The sequence below is a fragment of the Pseudomonas sp. SLBN-26 genome, from assembly GCF_006715895.1.
GTDB classification, from domain to species: Bacteria; Pseudomonadota; Gammaproteobacteria; order Pseudomonadales; family Pseudomonadaceae; genus Metapseudomonas; species Metapseudomonas otitidis.
On sequence record NZ_VFOB01000001.1, the window covers coordinates 3,089,289 to 3,111,583 of the forward strand.

At 64.3% G+C, this 22,295-nt stretch carries 22 protein-coding genes and 1 other RNA gene; 4 read left to right on the forward strand and 19 right to left on the reverse strand.

Annotation, left to right across the window (positions count from 1 at the left end; genetic code table 11):
• Positions 1-2 precede the first annotated feature (2 nt).
• The 14 genes from FBY21_RS14150 to rsmI form a co-directional block, all read right to left on the reverse strand.
• Complete coding sequence (locus tag FBY21_RS14150; RefSeq protein ID WP_142011844.1) at positions 3-950, reverse strand: D-alanine--D-alanine ligase; 948 nt, start codon at positions 948-950, stop codon at positions 3-5.
• Complete coding sequence (gene murC / locus FBY21_RS14155) at positions 947-2,407, reverse strand: UDP-N-acetylmuramate--L-alanine ligase (RefSeq protein WP_044409553.1); 1,461 nt, start codon at positions 2,405-2,407, stop codon at positions 947-949. Before murC ends, FBY21_RS14150 begins: the two co-directional genes overlap by 4 nt.
• Positions 2,400-3,470, reverse strand: a complete 1,071-nt coding sequence (gene murG / locus FBY21_RS14160) for an undecaprenyldiphospho-muramoylpentapeptide beta-N-acetylglucosaminyltransferase (RefSeq protein ID WP_142011847.1) — start codon at positions 3,468-3,470, stop codon at positions 2,400-2,402. The genes murC and murG overlap by 8 nt, the downstream gene beginning before the upstream one ends.
• Positions 3,467-4,675, reverse strand: coding sequence for a putative lipid II flippase FtsW (ftsW, locus tag FBY21_RS14165; RefSeq protein ID WP_142011849.1), 1,209 nt, complete (start codon positions 4,673-4,675; stop codon positions 3,467-3,469). Before ftsW ends, murG begins: the two co-directional genes overlap by 4 nt.
• Positions 4,675-6,021: a UDP-N-acetylmuramoyl-L-alanine--D-glutamate ligase gene (gene murD / locus FBY21_RS14170; protein ID WP_074971598.1), complete on the reverse strand. Its 1,347-nt coding sequence runs from the start codon at positions 6,019-6,021 to the stop codon at positions 4,675-4,677. Before murD ends, ftsW begins: the two co-directional genes overlap by 1 nt.
• A gap of 7 nt (positions 6,022-6,028) precedes the next feature.
• Positions 6,029-7,111, reverse strand: a complete 1,083-nt coding sequence (gene mraY, locus FBY21_RS14175) for a phospho-N-acetylmuramoyl-pentapeptide-transferase (RefSeq protein ID WP_044409566.1) — start codon at positions 7,109-7,111, stop codon at positions 6,029-6,031.
• Between the two features lie 2 nt (positions 7,112-7,113).
• The gene (gene murF / locus FBY21_RS14180) at positions 7,114-8,478 is read right to left on the reverse strand and encodes a UDP-N-acetylmuramoyl-tripeptide--D-alanyl-D-alanine ligase (RefSeq protein ID WP_142011852.1); all 1,365 of its coding nucleotides are present in this window, start codon (positions 8,476-8,478) and stop codon (positions 7,114-7,116) included.
• A complete protein-coding gene (locus FBY21_RS14185; RefSeq protein ID WP_142011855.1) occupies positions 8,475-9,935 on the reverse strand; it encodes a UDP-N-acetylmuramoyl-L-alanyl-D-glutamate--2,6-diaminopimelate ligase in 1,461 nt (486 codons plus the stop codon). The genes murF and FBY21_RS14185 overlap by 4 nt, the downstream gene beginning before the upstream one ends.
• Positions 9,935-11,668: a peptidoglycan D,D-transpeptidase FtsI family protein gene (locus FBY21_RS14190; protein WP_044409573.1), complete on the reverse strand. Its 1,734-nt coding sequence runs from the start codon at positions 11,666-11,668 to the stop codon at positions 9,935-9,937. The genes FBY21_RS14185 and FBY21_RS14190 overlap by 1 nt, the downstream gene beginning before the upstream one ends.
• Complete coding sequence (ftsL, locus tag FBY21_RS14195) at positions 11,665-11,958, reverse strand: cell division protein FtsL (protein ID WP_044409576.1); 294 nt, start codon at positions 11,956-11,958, stop codon at positions 11,665-11,667. The genes FBY21_RS14190 and ftsL overlap by 4 nt, the downstream gene beginning before the upstream one ends.
• Positions 11,955-12,896: a 16S rRNA (cytosine(1402)-N(4))-methyltransferase RsmH gene (gene rsmH, locus FBY21_RS14200; protein ID WP_142016464.1), complete on the reverse strand. Its 942-nt coding sequence runs from the start codon at positions 12,894-12,896 to the stop codon at positions 11,955-11,957. Before rsmH ends, ftsL begins: the two co-directional genes overlap by 4 nt.
• Positions 12,897-12,898: 2 nt before the next feature.
• Entirely contained in the window at positions 12,899-13,354 is a 456-nt protein-coding gene (gene mraZ, locus FBY21_RS14205) for a division/cell wall cluster transcriptional repressor MraZ (RefSeq protein ID WP_044409580.1), read from the reverse strand.
• Between the two features lie 315 nt (positions 13,355-13,669).
• Positions 13,670-14,027: RNase P RNA component class A (gene rnpB / locus FBY21_RS14210), an RNA gene on the reverse strand.
• A 40-nt stretch (positions 14,028-14,067) separates the two neighbouring features.
• Complete coding sequence (gene rsmI / locus FBY21_RS14215; protein ID WP_142011857.1) at positions 14,068-14,946, reverse strand: 16S rRNA (cytidine(1402)-2'-O)-methyltransferase; 879 nt, start codon at positions 14,944-14,946, stop codon at positions 14,068-14,070.
• Between the two features lie 122 nt (positions 14,947-15,068).
• On the opposite strand from rsmI, the gene FBY21_RS14220 reads away from it, so the two are divergent.
• Genes FBY21_RS14220 through FBY21_RS14235 form a run of 4 tightly spaced genes read left to right on the forward strand, consistent with a single transcriptional unit; the run spans position 15,069 to position 18,395 of the window.
• Positions 15,069-16,880, forward strand: a complete 1,812-nt coding sequence (locus tag FBY21_RS14220; protein ID WP_142011859.1) for a penicillin-binding protein activator — start codon at positions 15,069-15,071, stop codon at positions 16,878-16,880.
• The gene (locus tag FBY21_RS14225; protein ID WP_044409589.1) at positions 16,877-17,245 is read left to right on the forward strand and encodes a YraN family protein; all 369 of its coding nucleotides are present in this window, start codon (positions 16,877-16,879) and stop codon (positions 17,243-17,245) included. Before FBY21_RS14220 ends, FBY21_RS14225 begins: the two co-directional genes overlap by 4 nt.
• Before the next feature lie 29 nt (positions 17,246-17,274).
• Positions 17,275-17,868 (forward strand): phosphoheptose isomerase, encoded by a 594-nt coding sequence (locus FBY21_RS14230; protein WP_107328713.1) that lies wholly within the window; start codon positions 17,275-17,277, stop codon positions 17,866-17,868.
• A complete protein-coding gene (locus FBY21_RS14235; protein WP_074971605.1) occupies positions 17,865-18,395 on the forward strand; it encodes a BON domain-containing protein in 531 nt (176 codons plus the stop codon). The genes FBY21_RS14230 and FBY21_RS14235 overlap by 4 nt, the downstream gene beginning before the upstream one ends.
• 45 nt (positions 18,396-18,440) lie before the next feature.
• Here the strand turns inward: FBY21_RS14235 and FBY21_RS14240 are convergent, their stop codons facing one another.
• The 5 genes from FBY21_RS14240 to petA all read right to left on the reverse strand — a co-directional run bounded on the left by FBY21_RS14240 (position 18,441) and on the right by petA (position 22,148).
• Positions 18,441-18,851 (reverse strand): ClpXP protease specificity-enhancing factor, encoded by a 411-nt coding sequence (locus tag FBY21_RS14240; protein WP_142011862.1) that lies wholly within the window; start codon positions 18,849-18,851, stop codon positions 18,441-18,443.
• A 9-nt stretch (positions 18,852-18,860) separates the two neighbouring features.
• Positions 18,861-19,478: a glutathione S-transferase N-terminal domain-containing protein gene (locus tag FBY21_RS14245; protein ID WP_142011864.1), complete on the reverse strand. Its 618-nt coding sequence runs from the start codon at positions 19,476-19,478 to the stop codon at positions 18,861-18,863.
• 83 nt (positions 19,479-19,561) lie between these two features.
• On the reverse strand, positions 19,562-20,344 hold the full coding sequence (locus tag FBY21_RS14250) for a cytochrome c1 (RefSeq protein WP_142011866.1): 783 nt from the start codon (positions 20,342-20,344) through the stop codon (positions 19,562-19,564).
• Complete coding sequence (locus FBY21_RS14255; RefSeq protein ID WP_044409607.1) at positions 20,344-21,555, reverse strand: cytochrome b; 1,212 nt, start codon at positions 21,553-21,555, stop codon at positions 20,344-20,346. The genes FBY21_RS14250 and FBY21_RS14255 overlap by 1 nt, the downstream gene beginning before the upstream one ends.
• Positions 21,555-22,148, reverse strand: coding sequence for a ubiquinol-cytochrome c reductase iron-sulfur subunit (petA, locus tag FBY21_RS14260; RefSeq protein WP_044409610.1), 594 nt, complete (start codon positions 22,146-22,148; stop codon positions 21,555-21,557). Before petA ends, FBY21_RS14255 begins: the two co-directional genes overlap by 1 nt.
• Positions 22,149-22,295 lie beyond the last annotated feature (147 nt).

A 22,295-nucleotide genomic window follows, 5' to 3' on the forward strand; every position in this document is an offset into this window, starting at 1 on the left:
TCTTAACCCCGCGCCTCGACGCTGTCGGCAAGGACGGCCAGCACCAGTTGCTGGTAATCCAGGCCCACGGCGCGCGCGGCCATCGGCACCAGGCTGTGGTCGGTCATGCCGGGCACGGTGTTGACCTCCAGCAGCCAGAAGCGCCCCTCGGCATCCTGCATCACATCGGCACGGGCCCAGCCCTGGGTACCCACGGCTTCGCAGGCACGGGCAGTCAGGGACTTCAGCTCGGCTTCCTTCTCGGCGTCCAGCCCACAGGGGATCTGGTAGCGGGTATCGCTGGCCAGGTACTTGGCCTCGTAGTCATAGAAAGTGTGCGGAGTCCCCAGCCGGATGGGCGGCAGCACCTCGCCACGCAGCACGGCGATGGTGAACTCGGGGCCGTGGATCCATTGCTCCACCAGCACCTGGGGGTCGTAGCGGCTGGCGTCACGCCAGGCATTCACCAGCGCGTCGACGTCTTCTACCTTGGCCATGCCGATACTCGAACCTTCATGGGCCGGTTTGACGATCAACGGGAAGCCCAGTTCCCTCGCAGCGCGCTCACAATCCTCGACGCTTGCCAGCACGGCGTGACGCGGCGTGGGCAGGCCAAGGCTGTGCCAGACCTGCTTGGTGCGCAGCTTGTCCATCGCCAGTGCCGACGCCAGTACGCCACTGCCGGTATACGGAATACCCAGGCACTCCAGCAGGCCCTGCATACTGCCATCCTCGCCGCCCCGCCCATGTAGGACGATGAACGCACGATCGATGCGCTCGCTCGACAGGCGGTGCAGGAAGTCGTCGCCGACGTCGATCCCGAAGGCATCGACACCTGCCGACAGCAAGGCCTCCAGCACCATGGAGCCGGACTTCAGGGACACCTCGCGCTCCGCGCTGCGGCCCCCGTAGAGCACCGCCACACGGCCGAACGCGCTCGGCGGAACGGTGGATTTCAGATGGTCGGTCATGCGTCCTTCCTCGCGGCGCCCGCATCGCCGGTGCCACTGAACAGCGGGTTCTGGATCAATTGGGGCGCCAGTGCGCCGATATCGCCCGCACCCTGGCAGAGCAGGATGTCGCCGGGTCGCAGCAGCGGCTTGACCAGCGGCGCCAGGTCGACACCGCGCTCGATATAGATCGGATCGAGCTGGCCGCGCTGGCGGATGCTGTGGCACAGCTGGCGGCTGTCGGCACCGGGGATCGGCTCTTCGCCTGCCGGGTAGACCTCCATCAGCAGCAGCACGTTGGACTCGCCCAGCACCTGCACGAAGTCGTCGTAGAGATCACGGGTACGGCTGTAGCGGTGCGGCTGGTAGACCATCACCAGGCGGCGCTCCGGCCAGCCACCACGTACAGCCTTGATCACAGCCGCGACCTCGCGGGGGTGGTGGCCGTAGTCATCCACCAGCATCACGCTGCCGCCCTCGACCTGCAGCTCGCCGTAGACCTGGAAGCGGCGGCCGACGCCCTGGAAGCCCGAGAGGCCCTGGACGATGGCGGCATCGTCGATGCCTTCGTCGGTGGCGATGGCGATGGTGGCCAGCGCATTGAGCACGTTGTGGTTGCCGGGCATGTTCACCGACACCTCCAGCGGCTCGCGGTCACGGCGCAGCACGGTGAACCAGGTGCGCATGCCCTCCTGACGCACATTGATGGCGCGCAGGTCGGCATCTTCGGAGAAGCCGTAGGTCACGGTCGGGCGCGCGACCTGGGGCAGGATTTCGCGAACTACCGGGTCGTCCACACACATCACCGCCAGCCCGTAGAACGGCAGGTTGTGCAGGAACTCGACGAAGGTCTTCTTCAGCTTGTTGAAGTCGCCGCCATAGGTGCTCATGTGGTCGGCGTCGATGTTGGTCACCACGGCCACCATCGGCTGCAGGTGCAGGAAGCTGGCATCGCTCTCGTCGGCCTCGGCCACCAGGTAGCGGCTGGTGCCCAGCTGCGCGTTGGTGCCGGCGGCATTCAGGCGCCCGCCGATGACGAAGGTCGGGTCCAGGCCGCCCGCGGCGAAAACCGAGGCGATCAGGCTGGTGGTGGTGGTCTTGCCATGGGTGCCGGCGACGGCGATGCCGTGGCGATAGCGCATCAGCTCGGCGAGCATCTCGGCGCGCGGTACCACGGGAATGCGGCGCTCCAGCGCGACGGCCACCTCGGGGTTGGCCTTGTTCACGGCGCTGGATACCACCAGCACATCGGCGTTCTCGGCATTCTCGGCACGGTGGCCGATGAAGACCTGGGCACCGAAGCTCTCCAGGCGAGCAGTGACAGCCGAGGCCTTCAGGTCGGAACCGGAGACCTGGTAGCCCAGGTTCAGCAGCACTTCAGCGATGCCGCACATGCCCACGCCACCGATGCCCACGAAGTGGATGCGGCGGATGCGGCGCATTTCCGGCTGGGGAGCGGCTTTCTGGCTCTCAACCATGAGCCACCTCCAGGCAGATATCGACCACGGTGCGGGTAGCGGCAGGCTTGGCCAGACGGCGGGCAATGGCGCCCATGGCCTTGAGTCGTTCGGGTTGCATCAGTACCTCGGTCAACCGCGCGGCCAGGGTCGCCGCGTCGGTGGCATGTTGCGGCAGAAGGAAGGCTGCGCCCTCCTTCGCCAGATAATCGGCATTGCGCGACTGGTGGTCGTCGATCGCATGGGGCAGCGGCACCAGGAACGAGGGCAGCCCGGCGGCGGCCAGCTCGCTCACTGTCAGCGCACCGGAGCGGCACACCACCATGTCCGCCCAGGCGTAGGCCCGGGCCATGTCCTTGATGAAGGGGCCGACCTCGGCCTCTACCCCTGCCGCGCGGTAACGCTCGGCAGTGACTTGATCGTGATTCTTCCCGGCCTGGTGGAACACCTGCGGGCGAATGTCCGCCGACACCAGCGCCAGGGCCTCGGGCAACAATTTGTTCAGCGGCTCGGCACCCAGGCTCCCACCCAGCACCAACAGGCGCGGCTGACGGCCTTCCAGCGCATCACGCGGGGTTTCCAGGAACAGCTCCTCACGTACCGGATTGCCGGTGGTGCGGCGCTTGTCACTGGCCGCGAAGGTGTCGGGGAATGCCTCGCAGATGCGCTTAGCCAGTGGCGCCAGGCTGCGGTTGGCCGTACCGGCCACCGCGTTCTGCTCGTGGATCACCAGCGGTACGCCGGCCAGGCGCGCGGCCAGGCCGCCGGGACCGGTGACATAGCCACCCATGCCCAGCACACAGACGGGCTTGAGCTCACGCACCACGCGACGGGCCTGGAACAGCGAACGCAGCAACTCGAACGGTGCCTTGAGCAGGGACTTAATACCTTTGCCGCGAAGGCCGCTTACCTGGATCAGGTGCAGCGGAAGGTCGGCCTGGGGCACCAGTTCGTTCTCGATGCCGCGGGGCGTACCCAGCCAGTGCACGCTGTAGCCGCGTGCCTGGAATTCGCGGGCACAGGCCAGCGCCGGGAAGACGTGTCCACCGGTGCCGCCGGCCATGATCAGCACATTGCCGGTCATGTGCGCACCTCCTCTTCCGCGAAGTCGCTCTCGTCGAACTCCACGTCTTCGTTACCCAGGTAGGTCCTGCGCTCCCACTCGATCCGGAGCAGCAGGCCCATGCAGACGCAGCAGATCACCAGGGAGCTGCCGCCGTAGCTGAGGAACGGCAGCGTCAGGCCCTTGGTGGGCAGCAGGCCGACGTTCACACCGATGTTGATGAGCACCTGGCCGATCCACTGGAACGCCAGGCCATAGGCCACGTAGGCCGAGAAATATTGCCGGGCCTTCTCCGCCCAGAGCCCGATGTACAGCGCGCGCACGCTGACGAACACGAACAGCGCGACGGTGGCCAGGGCGCCGACCATGCCCAGCTCCTCGGCCAGCACAGCGAACACGAAGTCGGTGTGGGCTTCCGGCAGGTAGAACTGCTTCTGGATGCTGTTGCCCAGACCGACACCGAACCACTCGCCACGACCAAAGGCGATCAGTGCCTGGCTCAACTGGTAGCCGGCACCGTACTGGTCGGCCCAGGGGTCGATGAAGTTGGTCAGGCGCTGCATCCGGTAGCTCTGGCTGGTCATCACCAGCACGCCGGCGCCCAGCACGCCAGCAGCCAGGGGAATGAAGCGCACCAGGTTGATGCCACCGAGGAACAGCATGGCGATGCAGGAGCCGACCAACACCACGGTGGCCCCGAAGTCCGGTTCCGCCAGCAGCAACACGGCCATGGGGCCGAGCACCAGCATGGGCTTGATGAAGCCGGTGAGCTTGGAGCGCACCTCGTCCTGCCGGCGCACCAGGTAGCCGGCGATGAACATCACGGTGAACAGCTTGGCCAGCTCCGAGGGCTGCAGGTTGAACAGGCCGAAGCCGATCCAGCGCTTGGCACCGTTCACCTCGCGACCAATGCCCGGCAGCAGCACCATGATCAGCAGCACGAACGCCACCAGCATCAGGCGCGCACCGTGGCGCTGCCAGAACGCCATCGGCACCTGAAGCGTGATGATGCACGCCATGCCGCCAATGGCCAGGTAAATGAGGTGACGAATGCTGTGATAGAGCGGGTTGCCGGACAGGGCCGAGGCCACTTCCGAAGAGGCGGAGGTGACCATCACCAGCCCGAGGCCGAGCAGCGCCAGACACCCCGCCAGGAGCGGAAAGTCCAGATCGATGCCGCGGCGGTTGCGCAGCGGCGACTGCTGGGCGAACAGGCGGGCGAGCATCAGGACAGCCCCTCCGCAGCCTGGGCAAAGAGACGCCCGCGTTCTTCGAAGTTCTTGAACATGTCGAGGCTGGCGCAGGCGGGCGACAGCAGCACCGCATCCCCTTCCCGGGCCAGCTCGGCGCAACGCTGCACGGCCTCATCGAGGGTCTTCACGCGGACCAGCGGCACTGCATCACCCAGGGCGGCCGCGATCAACTCGGCATCGCGCCCCAGCAGGACCACGGCGCGGCAGTAGCGTGCAACCGGAGCGGTCAGGCCGGAGAAATCGGCCCCCTTGCCATCCCCACCGGCAATCAGCACCAGCTTGCCGTCGATGTCGGCCCCCAGGCCTTCGATGGCAGCCAGGGCCGCACCGACATTGGTGGCCTTGGAGTCGTCGTAGTAGGCCACGCCACGCAGCTCGCGAACCCACTGGCAACGGTGAGCGAGGCCGGTGAACGCCCGCAGCGCAGCCAGCATCGGCTCGAACGGCAGGCCGACGGCATGGCCCAGCGCCAGGGCTGCCAGGGCGTTGGCCTGGTTATGGGCGCCACGGACCTTGAGCTCACGCACCGGCATGAGCTTCTCGAACTGGTAGGCCAGGTACTTCTCGCCGTCTTCCTCAATGAGGCCGAAGGCTTTGAAATCCGGCTTGTTCAGGCCGAAGCTCCAGCACGGCAGTTGGTCGGCCACCAGCGGGCGGGACAGCGCATCGCCACGGTTCACCACCACCTGGCGGGCGCCACGGAAGATGCGGTGCTTGGCGAGGTGATAGGCCTGCATGTCGGCGTAGCGGTCCATATGGTCTTCGCTGACGTTGAGCACCGTGGCCACCTCGGCATTCAGCCGCTCGGTGGTTTCCAGCTGGAAGCTGGACAGCTCCATCACGTACAGCTCGATGTCATCGGCCAACAGGTCCAGCGCCGGCGTACCGAGGTTTCCTCCCACCGCAACCCGCTTGCCGGCCGCGCGCGCCATGTCCCCAACCAGGGTGGTGACGGTGCTCTTGGCGTTGGAGCCGGTGATCGCGACGATGGGCGCCTTGGCGTGGCGGGCGAACAGTTCGATGTCGCCCGACAACTTCACACCGCGCTTGGCCGCTTCCTGCAGGGCCGGGGTGGCGAGGGCCAGTCCGGGGCTCACGTACAGCTCCTGCGCGCGGCAGAGGAACTCCACGTCCAGCTCGCCGCAACGCACTTCGACCTGCGGGAACTGGAGGCGCAGCGTCGCCAGCTCCGGCGGGTTCTCGCGGGTGTCGGCGACCGCGAACGGCACGCCCTGGCGCGCCAGGAAGCGCACCAGGGACATGCCGCTCTTGCCGAGGCCGACAACGATGCGGAAGTGGTCGGAAGCGATCAGGCTCATGCTGTCCTCAACGCAGCTTCAGGGTGGCCAGGCCGATCAGCACGAGGATCACGGTGATGATCCAGAAGCGCACGATCACGCGGGGCTCGGGCCAGCCCTTGAGTTCGAAATGGTGGTGAATGGGCGCCATGCGGAACACGCGGCGGCCGGTGAGCTTGAACGAGGCGACCTGGATCATCACGGACAGGGTTTCCATGACGAACACGCCCCCCATGATGAACAGCACCACTTCCTGACGCACGATCACGGCGATGGTGCCCAGAGCGGCACCCAGCGCCAGGGCGCCGACGTCGCCCATGAAGACCTGGGCCGGGTAGGTGTTGAACCAGAGGAAGCCGAGGCCAGCGCCCACCAGGGCGGCACAGAACACGATCAGCTCGCCCGCACCCGGTACGTAGGGGATCAGCAGGTATTCGGCGAATTTTATGTTGCCGGAGAGGTAGCAGAAGATCCCCAGCGCACCGCCGACCATCACGGTCGGCATGATCGCCAGGCCATCCAGGCCGTCGGTGAGGTTCACCGCGTTGCTGGAGCCGACGATCACGAAATAGGTCAGCACGATGAAGCCGACACCCAGCGGGATGCCCACATCCTTCACCAGCGGAAGGATCAGGGTGGTCTCGGCCGGCGTGGTGGCGGTCATATAAAGGAAGACGGCTGCAGCGATGCCGAACACCGACTGCCAGAAGTATTTCCAGCGGCTCGGCAGGCCACGGGAGTTCTTCTCGATCACCTTGCGGTAGTCATCCACCCAGCCAATGGCGCCGAACAGCAGGGTGACGGCGAGCACCACCCAGACGTAGCGGTTCGACAGGTCGGCCCACAGCAGCGTGCTGATGCCGATGGCCGTGAGGATCAGTGCACCGCCCATGGTGGGGGTACCGGACTTGGACAGGTGCGATTGCGGGCCGTCATTGCGCACGGATTGGCCGATCTGGCGGATCTGCAAGGTGCGGATCATCCAGGGACCGAGCCAGAGCGACAGCGACAGGGCCGTCAGGACGCCGAGAATCCCGCGCAGGGTCAGGTACTGGAATACACCGAACCCTTTGTAGAACTGTTGCAGGTACTCAGCGAGCAGCAGCAGCATGATTAGTGAGCCTCCCCCGTCCCGCAGAAGGCCGCGACGACCTTGTCCATCGCCGCGCTACGGGAACCTTTGATCAGAATGGTGGTGTTTGCGTCCTGCTCGCCGGACAGCGCCTCGATCAGGCTGGCCTGGTCGGCGAAATGACGGCCGCCTGCGCCGAACGCCTCGACGGCGTGGCGCATCAGGGGGCCAACGGCGTAGAGCGAGCTGACCTTGCCCCGCGCGTGGAGCCCCACGTCGCGGTGACCCTGTTCGGCCCATTCGCCCAGTTCACCCATGTCCCCCAGCACCAGGACGGTGCGGCCGGAAAAGCCGGCGAGTATATCAACGGCGGCCATCATCGACGCGGGGTTGGCGTTGTAGCTGTCGTCGATCACCCGCATGCCGCTCGTCGCCAACTGCGCTACGGTGCGGCCCTTGACCGGTTGCAGGTTCTGCAGCCCCTCGCGGATGCCGACCAGCGGCACACCCAGGGCATGGGCAGCGGCAGTGGCAGCCAGGGCGTTGGCCACGTTGTGCAGGCCCAGCAGGTTGAGCTGGATGTCCGCCTCGCCAGCCACGCCCACCAGGTGGAAGCCCATGCAGCCGCGGGCGTCGCGCACGATGGACTCGGCCCGCAGGTCGGCACGGGCGTCGTTCAGGGCAAAACTCAGTACCGGGCGGCCGGCAGCACGCTCGCGCCAGGTCTCGAAGGCCTTGTCGTCACGGTTGAGCACGGCGGTGCCGTCGCTCGCCAGGCCTTCGAGGATTTCCCCCTTGGCCAAGACGATCTTTTCGGGCCCGCCGAACTCGCCAACATGGGCGTTACCGGCGTTGTTGATGATCGCTACATGCGGACGGGTGAGGCCGACGGTGTAGGCGATCTCGCCCACGCGGGAAGCGCCCAGCTCGATGACGGCGCTGCGGTGCTCGGGAGCAAGCTCCAGCAGGGTCAGCGGTGCGCCGAGGTCATTGTTCAGGTTGCCCCGGGTGGCCAGTACCGGCCCCTGGGTACGCAGGATGCTGGCGAGCATCTCCTTGACGGTGGTCTTGCCGCTGGAACCGGTCACCGCAGCGACACGACCGGCAAAGGCGTCGCGATTGAGCGCACCCAGTCGCCCGAGGGCCTCGCGGGCATCGGCCACCACCAACTGCGGTAGGCCGACACCGTCGACCACACGCTCCACCAACGCAGCGACGGCACCCTTGGCGGCTACGTCAGCCAGGTAGTCATGGCCGTCGAACTTCGGCCCGGTCAGGGCGATGAACAGCTGGCCTGCCTCGACACGTCGGCTGTCGGTGGACACCGAGGTGAACGTGGCGTCTTCGCCAACGAGCCGCCCCGCCAAGGGGGACTGCAGGCTGCTGAGGCGGAAGGCTTCGATCATGGGCGCTCCCAGGTGGACAAGGCGTGTTCGGCTTCGACGAGATCGGAGAACGGCAGGCGCTCACCCTGGATCTCCTGGTAATCCTCATGCCCCTTGCCTGCCAGCAGGACGACATCGTCAACACCGGCCGATGCAATCAACTGCGCAATGGCAGCGCCACGGCCATGGACGAACTCGACATTGGCCGGCTCGGCAAAGCCAGGGCGGATGTCATCGAAGATGCGGGCCGGGTCTTCTGTGCGCGGGTTGTCGTCGGTAACCAGCACGGCATCGGCCAGACGCTCGGCCACCGCAGCCATCAGCGGGCGCTTGCCACGGTCCCGGTCACCGCCACAGCCGAACAGGCAGAGCAGGCTGCCGCGCGCGTGGGGGCGCAGGGCTTCGAGCACCTTCTCAAGGGCATCGGGGGTGTGGGCGTAGTCGACCACCACCAGTGGTTTTTCACCGCCGCCCAGGCGCTGCATCCGGCCTTCCGGCCCTTGCAGTTCGGGCAGCACGGCCAGTACATCACCCAGTGGGTAGCCCATGCCCAACAGGGCACCGACCACGGCCAGCAGGTTGCTCAGGTTGAAGCGCCCCAGCAGCGGGCTGCGCAGCAGGCCTTCTCCCTGGGGCGTGATGATGTGGGCGCGAACGCCATCGTCGTCGAATGTGGCTTCGCGGCAATAAAGGAAGGCTTCCGGATCGATCTGGCTGTAACCGATGAGGCGAGCATCGTGCTCGCGACCAGCCAGTTCACGGCCGAACGCGTCGTCCAGGTTGATCACCCGGCAACGCAGGTCCGGCCAGTCGAACAGGCGGGCCTTGGCGGCGCCGTAGGCTTCCATCGAGCCGTGATAGTCCAGGTGATCGCGGGACAGGTTGGTGAACACTGCCACGTCGAACGCGAGAGCTGCCACCCTCCCCTGCTCCAGGCCATGGGAAGACACTTCCATCGCCACTGCACGGGCACCGGCCTGCTTGAGGCGAGCCAGGGTGGCCTGGACGGCAAGGGGATCCGGCGTGGTGTGACGGCCGCTCTCCAGCTCACCGTGGAAGCCGGTACCAAGCGTGCCGACGATGCCACACCGCTCGCCCAGTCGATCCAGGGCCTGAGCCACGAGCTGGCTGACGCTGGTCTTGCCGTTGGTGCCGGTCACGCCGACCAGGTCCAGCGCACGGCTGGGCTCGCCGTAGAAGCGACCGGCAATGGCCGAAAGCTGGCCAGCCAACCCCTTGATGGGAATCAGTTCAGCCTGGGCAGACGCAGGCAGATCAGGAGCGGACTCGCTTTCATACGCGACCGCCGCCGCGCCCCGGGCGAGGGCATCGGCGATATGCAGGCGGCCATCGTGCTGGCCGCCGGGGACGGCCAGGAACAGGTCGCCGGGGAGCACCTTGCGGCTATCCAGGGTGAGTTCACGGATCAGCGCAGCACCCTGCGCCTGGGGAAGCAGTTGGTTCAATGGCATGGGCATCAGGTGCGCCCTCCTTTGCCGCTGGCCGCGTTGGCGGTCTGTTGTTCCTCGGTGGGCAGGTTGTCCGGGGCGATGTTCATCAGGCGCAGCGCGCCGGCCATGACCCTGCCGAATACGGGTGCCGATACCAGGCCACCGAAATAGCCGGCCTTGCTGGGCTCGTCGATCACCACCACCATCGCCAGGCGTGGGTTGGTGGACGGCCCGAAGCCTGCGAAGAGCGAGCGGTAGGCGTTCTGGGTGTAGCCCTTGGTGCCCACACTGGCCTTGCGCGCGGTACCGCTCTTGCCGGAGACGTGATAGCCGGGGACCTGGGCGCGGAACACGCCGCGCGGCGCCTCGACCACCTGCTGCAGCATGCCTTGCAGGGTCTTGGCGACCTCGGGCGGGATGGCCTGGGAGCCGCTCGGCAGGTTGTCGACACGGGTCATCGACAACGGGACCGCCAGGCCGTTGTTGGCCAGGGTGGCGTAGGCATGGACCATCTGCACGGCAGTGACCGACAGGCCGTAGCCATAGGACAGGGTTGCGGTCTCGGCCTTGCGCCACTCGCGGTGGTTGGGCAGGTTGCCGACGCGCTCGCCGGGGAAGCCGAGGCCGGTGTCCTGGCCGAGCCCGAGCCGGCGCATGGTGTCGTAGATGTTCTCGCCACCGATATCGAAGGCGATCTTGCTCATGCCGACGTTGCTGGAGTTGATCAGGATGCCGGTCAGGTCGAGGATCGGGCCCTCTGTCTTGGACACGTCCTTGATGGTGTAGCGCCCGATCTGCAGGGAGCCGGGGTAGACCTCCACTTTGTCTTCCGGCTTCCAGCGGCCACTCTGCAGGGCAGCGGCCATGGAGATCGGCTTGACCGTGGAGCCTGGCTCGAACACGTCGATCATGGCGCGGTTGCGCATGGCCGCTGGCAGCAGGTTGCGGCGGTTGTTCGGGTTGTAGGTGGGCTGGTTGGCCATGGCCAGCACTTCGCCGGTCTTCACGTCGACGATGACCAGGCTGCCCGCCTTGGCGCCGTTCTCCACCAGCGCGTTGCGCAGCTCGCGGTGGGCGAGGTACTGCAGGCGGAGGTCGATGGACAGCGCGAGGGTCTTGCCAGGCTTGGCGTTACGGGTGACCTGGACGTCCTTGATCAGGCGTCCGCGACGGTCCTTGAGGACCTGGCGCTTGCCGGGAACACCGGCCAGCCACTGATCGAAGGACAGCTCGACGCCCTCGCGACCACGGTCATCCACGTCGGTGAAGCCGACCACATGGGCAGTGACTTCGCCGGCGGGGTAGAAACGACGAAACTCCTCGATGGCGTATACGCCCGGGAGTTTGCGATCGAGGATCACCTGCCCCTGCTCGGGCGTGAGGCCACGTGCCAAGTAGAGGAACTCGCGGTTGGCATTCTGCTCGATGCGCTCGGCGAAGATGCGTGGATCCTGCCCCAGCGCCCCGGCGATCACCGGCCACTGGTCACGGAACGCCATGAGGTCCTTGGGGTTGGTCCACAAGGTCGTCACCGGGGTACTGACGGCCAGGGGCTCGCCATTGCGATCGGTGATCAGGCCGCGGTGGGCCGGGATCGGGATGTGGCGGACGCTGCGCGCATCGCCCTGTTCCTTGAGGAAATCGTGGTCGATGACATGCAGGTCGACGATGCGCCAGGAAATCGCAGCGACCATGAGGCCAAGCAGCCCGAGGACGATCCGGAAGCGCCACGGATAGAGCGCGCCTTCCAGGTTCATCATGGAGCCACCATGCGGATTTCCGCCGGCTCGGGGATGCGCATCTTGAGCTGTTCGGTGGCCAGGGACTCGATGCGGTTGTGGGCCGTCCAGGTGCTCTGTTCGAGGATCAAGCGCCCCCACTCCGCCTGGGCCTTGTCGCGGACGCTGAGCTCGGCGTACAGCTTGTTGAGCAGTTGCCGGTTCCAGTAGGCGCTGTAGGACACCGAAATGGCGGACAGCAGCACGCCGACGAACAGCAGCAACATGATGAAGCTGCCACGCGGCAGGGGCTTGGAGAAAAGGCGGCTCATCGCAATTTCTCCGCCACGCGCATCACTGCGCTGCGGGAGCGGGGGTTGGCCTTGAGTTCCGCCTCGGAGGCGTACTGGGGCTTGCCGAGCAGTCGCAGACGCGGCTCGAACACGGCCTGGCGCACGGGCAGGTCGCGGGGCAGGTTGTCCGCCTCGCCCTTGACCTGGCGGCGCATGAATTGTTTGACGATGCGGTCTTCCAGCGAGTGGAAGCTGATCACCACCAGGCGACCGCCGATGGCGAGGCTGTCCAGCGCAGCCTGCAGGCCGCGCTCAAGGTCGCCCAACTCATTGTTGATGTGGATTCGGATGCCCTGGAAGGCACGGGTCGCAGGGTTCTTGCCCTTCTCCCAGGCCGGGTTGGCAGCGGCGATCACGGCCGCCAGGTCGGCGGTACGTTCGAAGGGGCGCTCGGCACGTCGTTGCACGATGGCACGGGCCATGCGGCGGGCGAAGCGCTCCTCACCGTACTCCTTGAGCACGTGGCTGATATCGTCTTCGCTCGCCGTGGCGATCCACTGCGCTGCGCTCTGGCCACGCTCGGGATCCATGCGCATGTCCAACGGGCCATCGTTGAGGAAGCTGAAGCCGCGCTCGGCATCATCCAGCTGCGGAGACGAGACCCCGAGGTCCAGCAGCACACCGTCGACCTGGCCGACCAGCCCGCGCTCGGCGAGCTCCTCGCCAAGCTCGGCAAAGCTGCGCTGCACAATGACAAAGCGGCCGTCTTCGGCCGCTAGCGCTTGCCCCGTGGAGATGGCTTGGGGGTCTTTGTCGAATCCGAGAAGCCGCCCCTCGCTACCGAGATGCCGAAGGATGAGCCGGCTGTGCCCGCCACGCCCGAAGGTGCCATCGAGGTAGCAGCCGTCCGCACGCACGGCGAGGCTTTCAACGGCCTCGTCGAGCAGGACAGTGATGTGGCGGAAGCTGCTTTCAATGCTCACAGGATAAGGTCACGCAATTCGTCCGGCAGGCCGCCGGGTTGTTTTATGGCCAGGAGATCAGCGTCGGAAACGGCGTTCCAGGCGTCTTCATCCCAGATCTGGAATTTGTTCAGTTGCCCCACCAGCATCGCTTTCTTGTCCAGCCCGGCGTACTCACGCAGACGGGGCGGAACCAGGAAACGGCCGTTGCCATCCAGCTCGAGATCAACCGCGTTGCCGATCAGCAAACGCTGCAGACGGCGCGTTTCCTCACGCAGGGAAGGCAACTCGCGAAGCTTGGCTTCAATGATTTCCCACTCGGGGAGGGGGTAGAGGGTCAAGCAACGGTCAACCGCATCGATAGTCACGATGAGCTGCCCAGCACAACGCGAAAGAAGCTCGTCGCGATACCGACTCGGCATCGCGATGCGCCCCTTGGCATCGAGACTGATGGCATTTGCTCCGCGAAACACGGCTGCGCTTCCCCTGAATTAGGCTATCCGTACCAATTAATCCCACTTCTACCCACTTTCCACCACTCGCGCACACTATAGAAATGGCTCCGCCCCACCGTCAAGGCGCGCCAGAACGGAAAATTCCTTATGGGACGGTGATTTAGAGAACTTTTTGGCGAAGCGGAGGGAGTTTTTCAGTGTGTTTCGGAATGAAAAATCAGCGCCAACAATGACCCTGATATGCAAACTTAAAGTAATTTCTTAAGAGTTGGGGCTTCTGAAATTTCAGACAGGAGGCAAGGCGGGGTATTTCTGAGGGGAAAGTGGGGAAAAGTGGAGAGTCGATCTGTAAGCCGGGTTCTGTCGTGGACAGTCATTCATCTACGGCTGCCATCACTGACAGCCTTTAGCAACCTACCCGAATCCGACGCGGGCCACGCCAAGGATTCCTATTTGGTCTTGCTCCGAGTGGGGTTTACCTAGCCACGAACTGTTACCAGTCGTGCGGTGCGCTCTTACCGCACCTTTTCACCCTTACCGGCGCTTGCGCGCTTAGGCGGTTATTTTCTGCGGCACTTTCCGTAGGCTCTCGCCTCCCAGGCGTTACCTGGCACTCTGCCCTATGGAGCCCGGACTTTCCTCCCTCCCGAAATCGCGAACGAAACGGGACAGCGACTGTCCGATCGACTCTCCGGCGCGAAGGTTAGCGGCAGACCGCCTAGGACACAAGCTCAGGAATCAGCCTGACGCTCCAGTGCGGCCTGATAAAGGAGGTTCTTGCGCACGCCGGTGATCTCCGCGGCCAAGGCTGCCGCACGCTTCACCGGGAGTTCGCCCAGCAGAAGATCCAGTACGCGCAACGCCTCGCCACTGATCGCATCCTCCCCTTCAGGAGCCTGCCAACCGGTTACAAGCAGCACGCATTCACCTCGCTGCTGATTGCTGTCGGCAGCGATCCATTCGGCCAACTCACCGAGCGGCGCCCCCCTCAGCGTCTCGAACGTCTTGGTGAGTTCACGGGCAAGTACGGCATGGCGATCCTTGCCAAACAGCGACGCCATGTCCTGGACCGACTCCAGGACGCGATGAGGTGCCTCATAGAAGATGAGCGTGCGCGGCTCTTCCCTTAATAGTTCCAGCCGCCCCCTTCGCGCCGCCGCCTTCGCCGGCAGGAAACCCTCGAAGATGAAACGATCGGATGGCAGACCAGCAGCCGATAGCGCTGCGATCAGCGCACTGGGTCCGGGTACCGGCACCACCTCGATACCAGCCGCGCGAACCTGCCGCACCAGGTGGTAGCCCGGATCGGAGATCAAGGGCGTTCCCGCATCCGAAATCAGCGCGACGTCATCTCCCGCCAGCAGCCGAGCCACGAAGCGGCCACCCTGCTCACGTTCGTTATGGTCATGACAGGCCGCCAGGGCCGTGGTGATTCCGAAATGCTGCAGGAGGCGGATCGAGTGACGCGTATCCTCCGCTGCGATCAGGGCCACTTCCCGCAGGGTGCGCAAGGCTCTCGGGCTGATGTCATCGAGGTTACCGATGGGTGTGGCGACCACGTAGAGCTTGCCGGGCTGAGCGGCAGCAACGGAAGACGTGGAAAGAGTCACAGGTCACCTCGGAATAAACTGAAAGGCGCGCATTGTAGCCCGTTTCCAGCCACCGACATCGCACCCCGCCCGCCCCTCCGGTACAATCGCGGGCTTCGTTGATCTAGTACCGGGATCGTTAAATGATCGCTCGTCTGCGCCCGCTCTCCGCCCTCTGCCTCACCGGCCTCCTTGTCGCCTGTGGCAGCTCGCCCACGTCCAGCCTCGGCGAACTGCCCCGCACTCCCCAGGCCAGTATCGAGCAGCTCCTGCAAAAGGCCGGAGAGAGCAAACCCGAACAAGCCGCCCTGCTGCGACTTTCGGCTGCGGACCTGGCTTATCGCCAGCAGGACATCGGTCGTGCAGCCCGCATTCTCGAGCAAGTCCCGATGGGCGGCCTGAAGCCCGCGCAACAGGTATTCGCCAGCACGCTCGCAGCCGAATTGGCGATGGCTCGCAACCAGCCCAAGAGCGCCCTGAAAGCACTGAGTCATCCCAGCCTCGATCGCCTGTCGGAGCTCCCGGTTGATCAACAGGTACGCACCCAACTCGTACGCGCACGCGCTCTGGAAGCGGACGGGCAGAACCTTGCCGCCGCACGCGAGCGCGTCTTCATCGCTCCGCTGCTCAATGGCGAAGCTGAGAAGCAGAACCATGAGGCCATCTGGGCACTGATCTCCGGCCTGCCCATGGAGCAATTGCAATCGACCGGCGATGCCGACCTTGCAGGATGGATGGAGCTCGCCCGCGCGATTCGCAGTGCCGGCACCCTTTCCCAGCAGCAGGCGGCCATCGAAGCTTGGCGCAGCCAGCATCCGCAGCACCCGGCAGCCGAACAGTTGCCGGCACCGCTGGCCAAGTTGAAGGAGCTCGCCAACCAGCCCCTGACCAAGATCGCCCTGCTGCTGCCGCAGGAGGGGCCGCTAGCCTCTGTAGCCCGCGCGCTGCGCGATGGCTTCCTCGCCGCCCACTACCAGGCGCAGCAAGCGGGCCAGAACCCGCCCGCTATCCAGATCTACGACAGCGCCCACCTGACGTCGCTCGACGACTTTTATCGCCAGGCCCAGGCCGATGGCGTGCAACTGGTGGTCGGCCCGCTGGAGAAGCCGCTGGTCAAGCAGATGAACGAGCGTCAGCAGCTGCCCATCACCACCCTGGCCCTGAACTACAGCGATGCCGGACAGGAAGGCCCGGCGCAGCTCTTCCAGTTCGGCCTCGCGGCCGAGGATGAGGCACGCGAAGTGGCGCGCCGCGCCTGGGCGGACGGCATGCGCCGTGCCGTCGCCATGGTGCCGCGGGGCGAATGGGGTGACCGTGTCCTGGCCGCGTTCCGCCAGAGCTGGCAGGAGGCCGGCGGCAGCCTGATCGCGGCCGAACACGTGGACCAGCCGGTTCAGTTGGCACAGCAGATCGCTGACCTGTTCCAGCTTCGCCAGAGCGAAGCACGCGCCAAGCGCCTGCAAAGCACCCTCGGCACCTCCATCGCCACCCAGCCGACCCGCCGCCAGGACGTCGACTTCATCTTCCTCGCCGCTACACCGCAACAAGCCCAGCAGATCAAGCCCACTCTGGCCTTCCAATACGCCGGGGATGTGCCGGTCTACGCAACGTCCCACCTCTATTCCGGTGGCAACGATGTGGCCCAGTACCAGGATCTGAGCGGTATCCGCTTCTGCGAAACCCCCTGGCTGCTCAACCGCGACGACCCACTTCGCCAGCAGGTCGACCGCCAGTGGCCCCAGGCCGGCGGTAGTCTCGGCCGCCTGTATGCCATGGGCGTTGACGCCTACCGGCTGGCGCCCCGCCTCGCAGAGCTGAAGGCCCTGCCGGAAAGCCGCGTCGACGGCCTCTCCGGTCGACTCAGCTTGACGCCATCCCAGCGCGTCGAGCGCCAGCTGCCGTGGGCAGAATTCCGCGACGGCCAGGTCCAGCGCCTGCCCGACAGCGACTCTTGACCGCGAGCGGAGACAGCGGGCGAAAAGCGGAAGCCGCCGCCCGCCAACACCTTCAAAAGCACGGCCTGCGATTGCTCGCCAGCAACTGGCGCTGCCCTCGTGGTGAGCTCGATCTGGTCATGCTGGACGGCGATACAGTAGTATTCGCCGAAGTCCGCTACAGGCGGCACAGAGCCTGGGGCGGAGCACTGGAAAGCGTGGACGCGCGCAAGCGCGCAAAACTCATCAGTGCGGCGCAGTACTTCCTGCAGAAGGAATCCCGCTGGGCCAATCACCCTTGCCGATTTGACGTGATCGCCATCGACTCGATGGATGGCGACTCACCCGTGCGACTGACCTGGCTGAAAAATGCCTTCGAAACCTGAACAGTCGCTTTCCACTGAAGGTCATACCGATGGACATGCAACCCCGAATCCGCCAGTTGTTCCAGGCCAGCATCGACACCAAGCTGCTCGCCATGGAAGTCGTGGCCCCCCACATCGAGCATGCCAGCATGGTGATGGTCAATGCGCTGCTGAACGAGGGCAAGATCCTCGCTTGCGGCAACGGCGGTTCCGCTGGCGATGCCCAGCACTTTTCCTCCGAGCTGCTCAACCGCTTCGAGCGGGAGCGCCCCAGCCTGCCAGCCCTGGCACTGACTACGGACAGCTCCACCATCACCTCGATCGCCAACGACTACAGCTACAACGAAGTCTTCTCGAAGCAGATCCGCGCACTTGGTCAACCGGGCGACGTGCTGCTCGCCATCTCCACCAGCGGCAACTCGGCCAACGTTATCCAGGCCATCCAGGCTGCGCACGACCGCGAGATGACCATCGTGGCCCTGACCGGCCGCGACGGCGGCGGCATGGCGTCCCTGCTTCTGCCGGAAGATGTCGAGATTCGCGTGCCCTCCAAAGTCACCGCACGCATTCAGGAGGTGCACCTCCTGGCCATCCACTGCCTCTGCGACCTGATCGACCGTCAATTGTTTGGGAGTGAAGAATGACCCGTTCCCCCCTGATCCTGGCCCTTCTGGCTTTCACCCTCGTGCTGGGCGGCTGCGGTGGCCGAACCATCGGCAAGACCATCGATGACCAGTCCACCCCCTCGAAGGTGCGCGCCAAGATCGACGCCGCAAGCCCCGAGCTCAAGACCAACTCGCACATCGTGGTCACAAGCTTCAACGGCGTGGTGCTGCTGGCCGGACAGACCCCCAACCAGAACCTGAAGGCACTCGCCGAGCAGGCTGCTCGCACCGCGCAGGGCGTCAAGAAGGTTCATAACGAACTGCAGGTCGGAGCCAACTCGTCGGCCTTGGCGCGCATGAACGACAGCGCCATCACTACCAAGATCACCACCCAACTGCTCGCCAACAGCCAGATCCCCAGCTCCAACATCAAGGTGGTGACCGAGAATGGGATCGTCTACCTGCTAGGCCTGGTCAGCCGCCAGGAAGCAGGGTTGGCCACCAGCGTGGTACAGGGGGTTTCCGGCGTGCAGAAGATCATCAAGCTCTTCGAATACACCAACTGAACCCGCCAACCATTAAAAAAGGCGATCCAATCGGATCGCCTTTTTTTATTTCACCACTTTCAGGCTGGGCCGCCCGGCCGGTCGACCACCGCCTGACGAAGGCGGCGCGCCGTCATCTTCAGGTCCATCACCTTCATCCATTACCGGCGACTCCAGGTCGAAGACCATTCCCTGCCCGTTCTCACGTGCATAGATGGCCATGACCGCGGCGCTCGGAATATAGAGACTGTGGGCAACGCCTCCGAAGCGACCTTCGAAGCTGACCGCCTCGTTGTCCATGTGCAGATGACGGACAGCGCTGGGCGACACGTTCAACACGATCTGGCCGTCGCTCGCATAACCCGGCGGCACACGAACGCCTGCGTGCTCCGCATTGACGAGCAGGTGGGGCGTGCAATCGTTGTCGACGATCCACTCATACAGGGCCCGAACCAGATAGGGACGACTGGATTTCATCGATTCACCTCAACGCATATCGCGCTCAACGTCCGAAAGACTCGCCTGGAAAGCCGGCCGCGAGAAATGGCGATCCATATACTCGAGAAGCGGCTTGGCCGGACGAGGCAGTTCGATACCCAACTTCGGCAAACGCCAGAGGATGGGCAACAGGCAGCAGTCTACAAGACTCATCTCTTCACTGAGAAAGAAAGGCTTGTCGGCAAACAACGGGGACACACCGGTAAGGCTTTCCCGAAGCTCCTTTCGGGCCTGCGCCTTGGCAGCGTCCTTGGCCTTCGGATCCAGCACAAGGTCAACCAGCGAACACCAATCGCGCTGAACCCGGTGAATGAGCAGCCGGGTATTACCCCGCGCAACGGGATAGACCGGCATCAGCGGCGGGTGCGGATAGCGCTCTTCCAGGTACTCCATCACCACCGTCGGCTCATAGAGCGCCAGATCACGATCCAGAAGCGTAGGCACGGTGCCGTAGGGGTTCGACTCGATCAGCTTCGGTGGGCACTGGCCGTTGAGGACATCGATGATGTCCACGGCAACGCCTTTCTCGGCAAGGACGATACGTACACGATGGGAGTAGTGGTCCGCGGGGTCGGAGTAACAGGTCAGCTTGGTGATAGCCGCCATGGCGCCCTCCTCGCTTGAAGTTATGCGGGGTCAAAAAAAGCGCGCGCCCATCAGGGCGCGCGCATTACAACATCAGCGTTCGATCAGTGAACGTCTTTCCAGTACTCACGCTTGAGCAGATAGGCGAACACGAAGAAGAAGGCCAGGTACAGCAGAACGTAGGTACCGATGCGCTGCATGTGCAGCTTGTTCGGGTCAGCGGAGTAGGCCAGGAAGGTCACCAGGTTCTGGATCTTCTGGTCGAACTCGGCCTCGGTCAGCTTGCCGGTCTTCGGAACGACGGTCAGTTGGTCACACGCTTCATGGGTGATCGGCGCACCGGTCAGCGGGTCGAACTGCTTCTTGCCATGCTCGACGACCTGGACCTGCTTGCAGCCAACAACCTGACGCCCCTGCAGGCCAACCAGCACGTTGGGCATGCCCACGTTCGGGAAGACCTTGTTGTTGACACCCCACGGACGGGCCGGGTCTTCGTAGAAGGCACGCAGGTAGCTGTACAGCCAGTCAGTACCACGGACGCGAGCCACCAGGGTCAGGTCCGGCGGAGCTGCACCGAACCACACCTTGGCGTCGTTCGGCTTCATAGCGCTCTGCATGTGATCACCGATCTTCGCACCGGTGAACACCAGGTTTTGCATCATCAGCTCTTCGGAAATGCCCAGGTCCTTGGCTACACGCTCATAGCGCTGGAACTTGGCACCGTGGCAGCCCATGCAGTAGTTAGCGAAGGTACGTGCACCGTCCTGCATGGCGGCCTTGTCGGTCAGGTCGATTTCGACATGATCCAGTTCAACCTCTTCGCCGCCGGAAGCGAACACGGCAACCGGCAGGAGAGCGATAACAAATGCAGCAAATAGCTTTTTCATCAGCCTGTCACCCTTTCCGGAACCGGTTTGGTTTTTTCCATCCTGGTGTAGAACGGCATCAGGATGAAGTACGCGAAGTACAGGATGGTGCACACCTGCGATACCAGCGTACGGCCCGGGGTCGGCGCCAGAACACCCAGCACGCCGAGGATGATGAAGGAAACGCAGAACACCAGCAGCCAGATCTTGCTCAGCCAGCCCTTGTAGCGCATGGAGCGCACCGGGCTGCGGTCCAGCCATGGCAGGACGAAGAGAATCGCAATGGCTGCACCCATGGCGATGACACCCATGAGCTTGTCAGGTACCGCACGCAGAATCGCGTAGAACGGGGTGAAGTACCAGACCGGAGCAATGTGTGCCGGCGTCTTGAACGGGTTGGCCTGTTCGAAGTTCGGCTTCTCGAGGAAGTACCCGCCCATTTCCGGGAAGAAGAACACCACGAAGCAGAACACGAAGAGGAACACCACCACACCGACAATGTCCTTCACGGTGTAGTAGGGGTGGAAGGCGATACCGTCCAGCGGAATGCCGTTCTCGTCCTTCTTCTTCTTGATGTCCACGCCATCCGGGTTGTTGGAGCCCACTTCGTGGAGCGCCAGGATGTGCAGGACCACCAGACCCAGGATCACGATCGGCAGAGCGATCACGTGCAGGGCGAAGAAGCGGTTCAGGGTGATGCCGGAGATCAGGTAGTCACCACGGATCCACTGGGTGAGGTCGTCACCGATGACCGGGATCGCGCCGAACAGCGAGATGATCACCTGCGCCCCCCAGTAGGACATCTGGCCCCAAGGCAGCAGGTAGCCCATGAATGCCTCAGCCATCAGGGCGAGGTAGATCAGCATGCCGAAGATCCACACCAGCTCACGGGGCTTCTGATAGGAGCCGTAGAGCAGGCCGCGGAACATGTGCAGGTAGACCACGATGAAGAACGCGGACGCACCTGTGGAGTGGAGGTAACGGATGATCACCCCGTATTCCACGTCGCGCATGATGTATTCGACGGAGGCGAAGGCTTCTTCCGCGGACGGAGTGAAGCTCATGGTCAGCCAGACGCCGGTCAGGATCTGGTTGACCAGAACCAGCAGAGCCAGCGAGCCGAAGAAATAGAAGAAGTTGAAGTTCTTGGGAGCGTAGTACTTGCTCAGATGGTCTTCCCACATCTTGGTGGCGGGGAAGCGCGCATCAATCCATTCCATGAATTTGCTCATCATGCCTTCTCCTGGTCCACGCCGATGATGATGACATCATCCGACTCGTAGGAGTGGGGTGGCACCGGCAGGTTCAAGGGGGCAGGCTGCGCTTTGTAGACGCGGCCAGCGAGGTCGTAGCGGGAACCGTGGCACGGGCAGAAGTAACCACCGACCCACTCGGCCCCCAGGTCAGCCGGGGCGACCTCGGGACGGAAGGAGGGCGAGCAGCCCAGGTGGGTGCACAGACCGACCAGCACCAGAATTTCCGGCTTGATCGAACGCTTCTGCGGATCGACGTAGGTCGGTTGCACGGATGCCTTGGACTCCGGGTCAGCCATGCGGTCATGGATCTTGGCCAGATTGCCGAGGATTTCCTCCGTGCGGCGCACGATGAACACGGGCTGACCGCGCCATTCGGCGACAATCTGCTGGCCCGCGTCGATCTTGCCGATGTTCACCTTCACAGGTGCACCTGCGGCCTTGGCCTTGGCACTGGGTTGCCATGACCCCACAAACGGGATCGCAGCACCCACCGCTCCTGCAGCACCCACCACGGATGTGGCTGCCACAAGGAAGCGACGCCGGCCTGCATTCACGCCGTCATTGCTCATTCAGTCGTCTCCCATCAGCTTTGCGGCCTGTTGTTCAGGCCTCTACTAAGTAAAAATCGAGCCGCGCAAAAAATTCGCCAAATGGTAAAGAAAACCCCCTCTGATGACAAGGTAATAGCCGGATACAAAACAGCTGAAAGCCTTGAA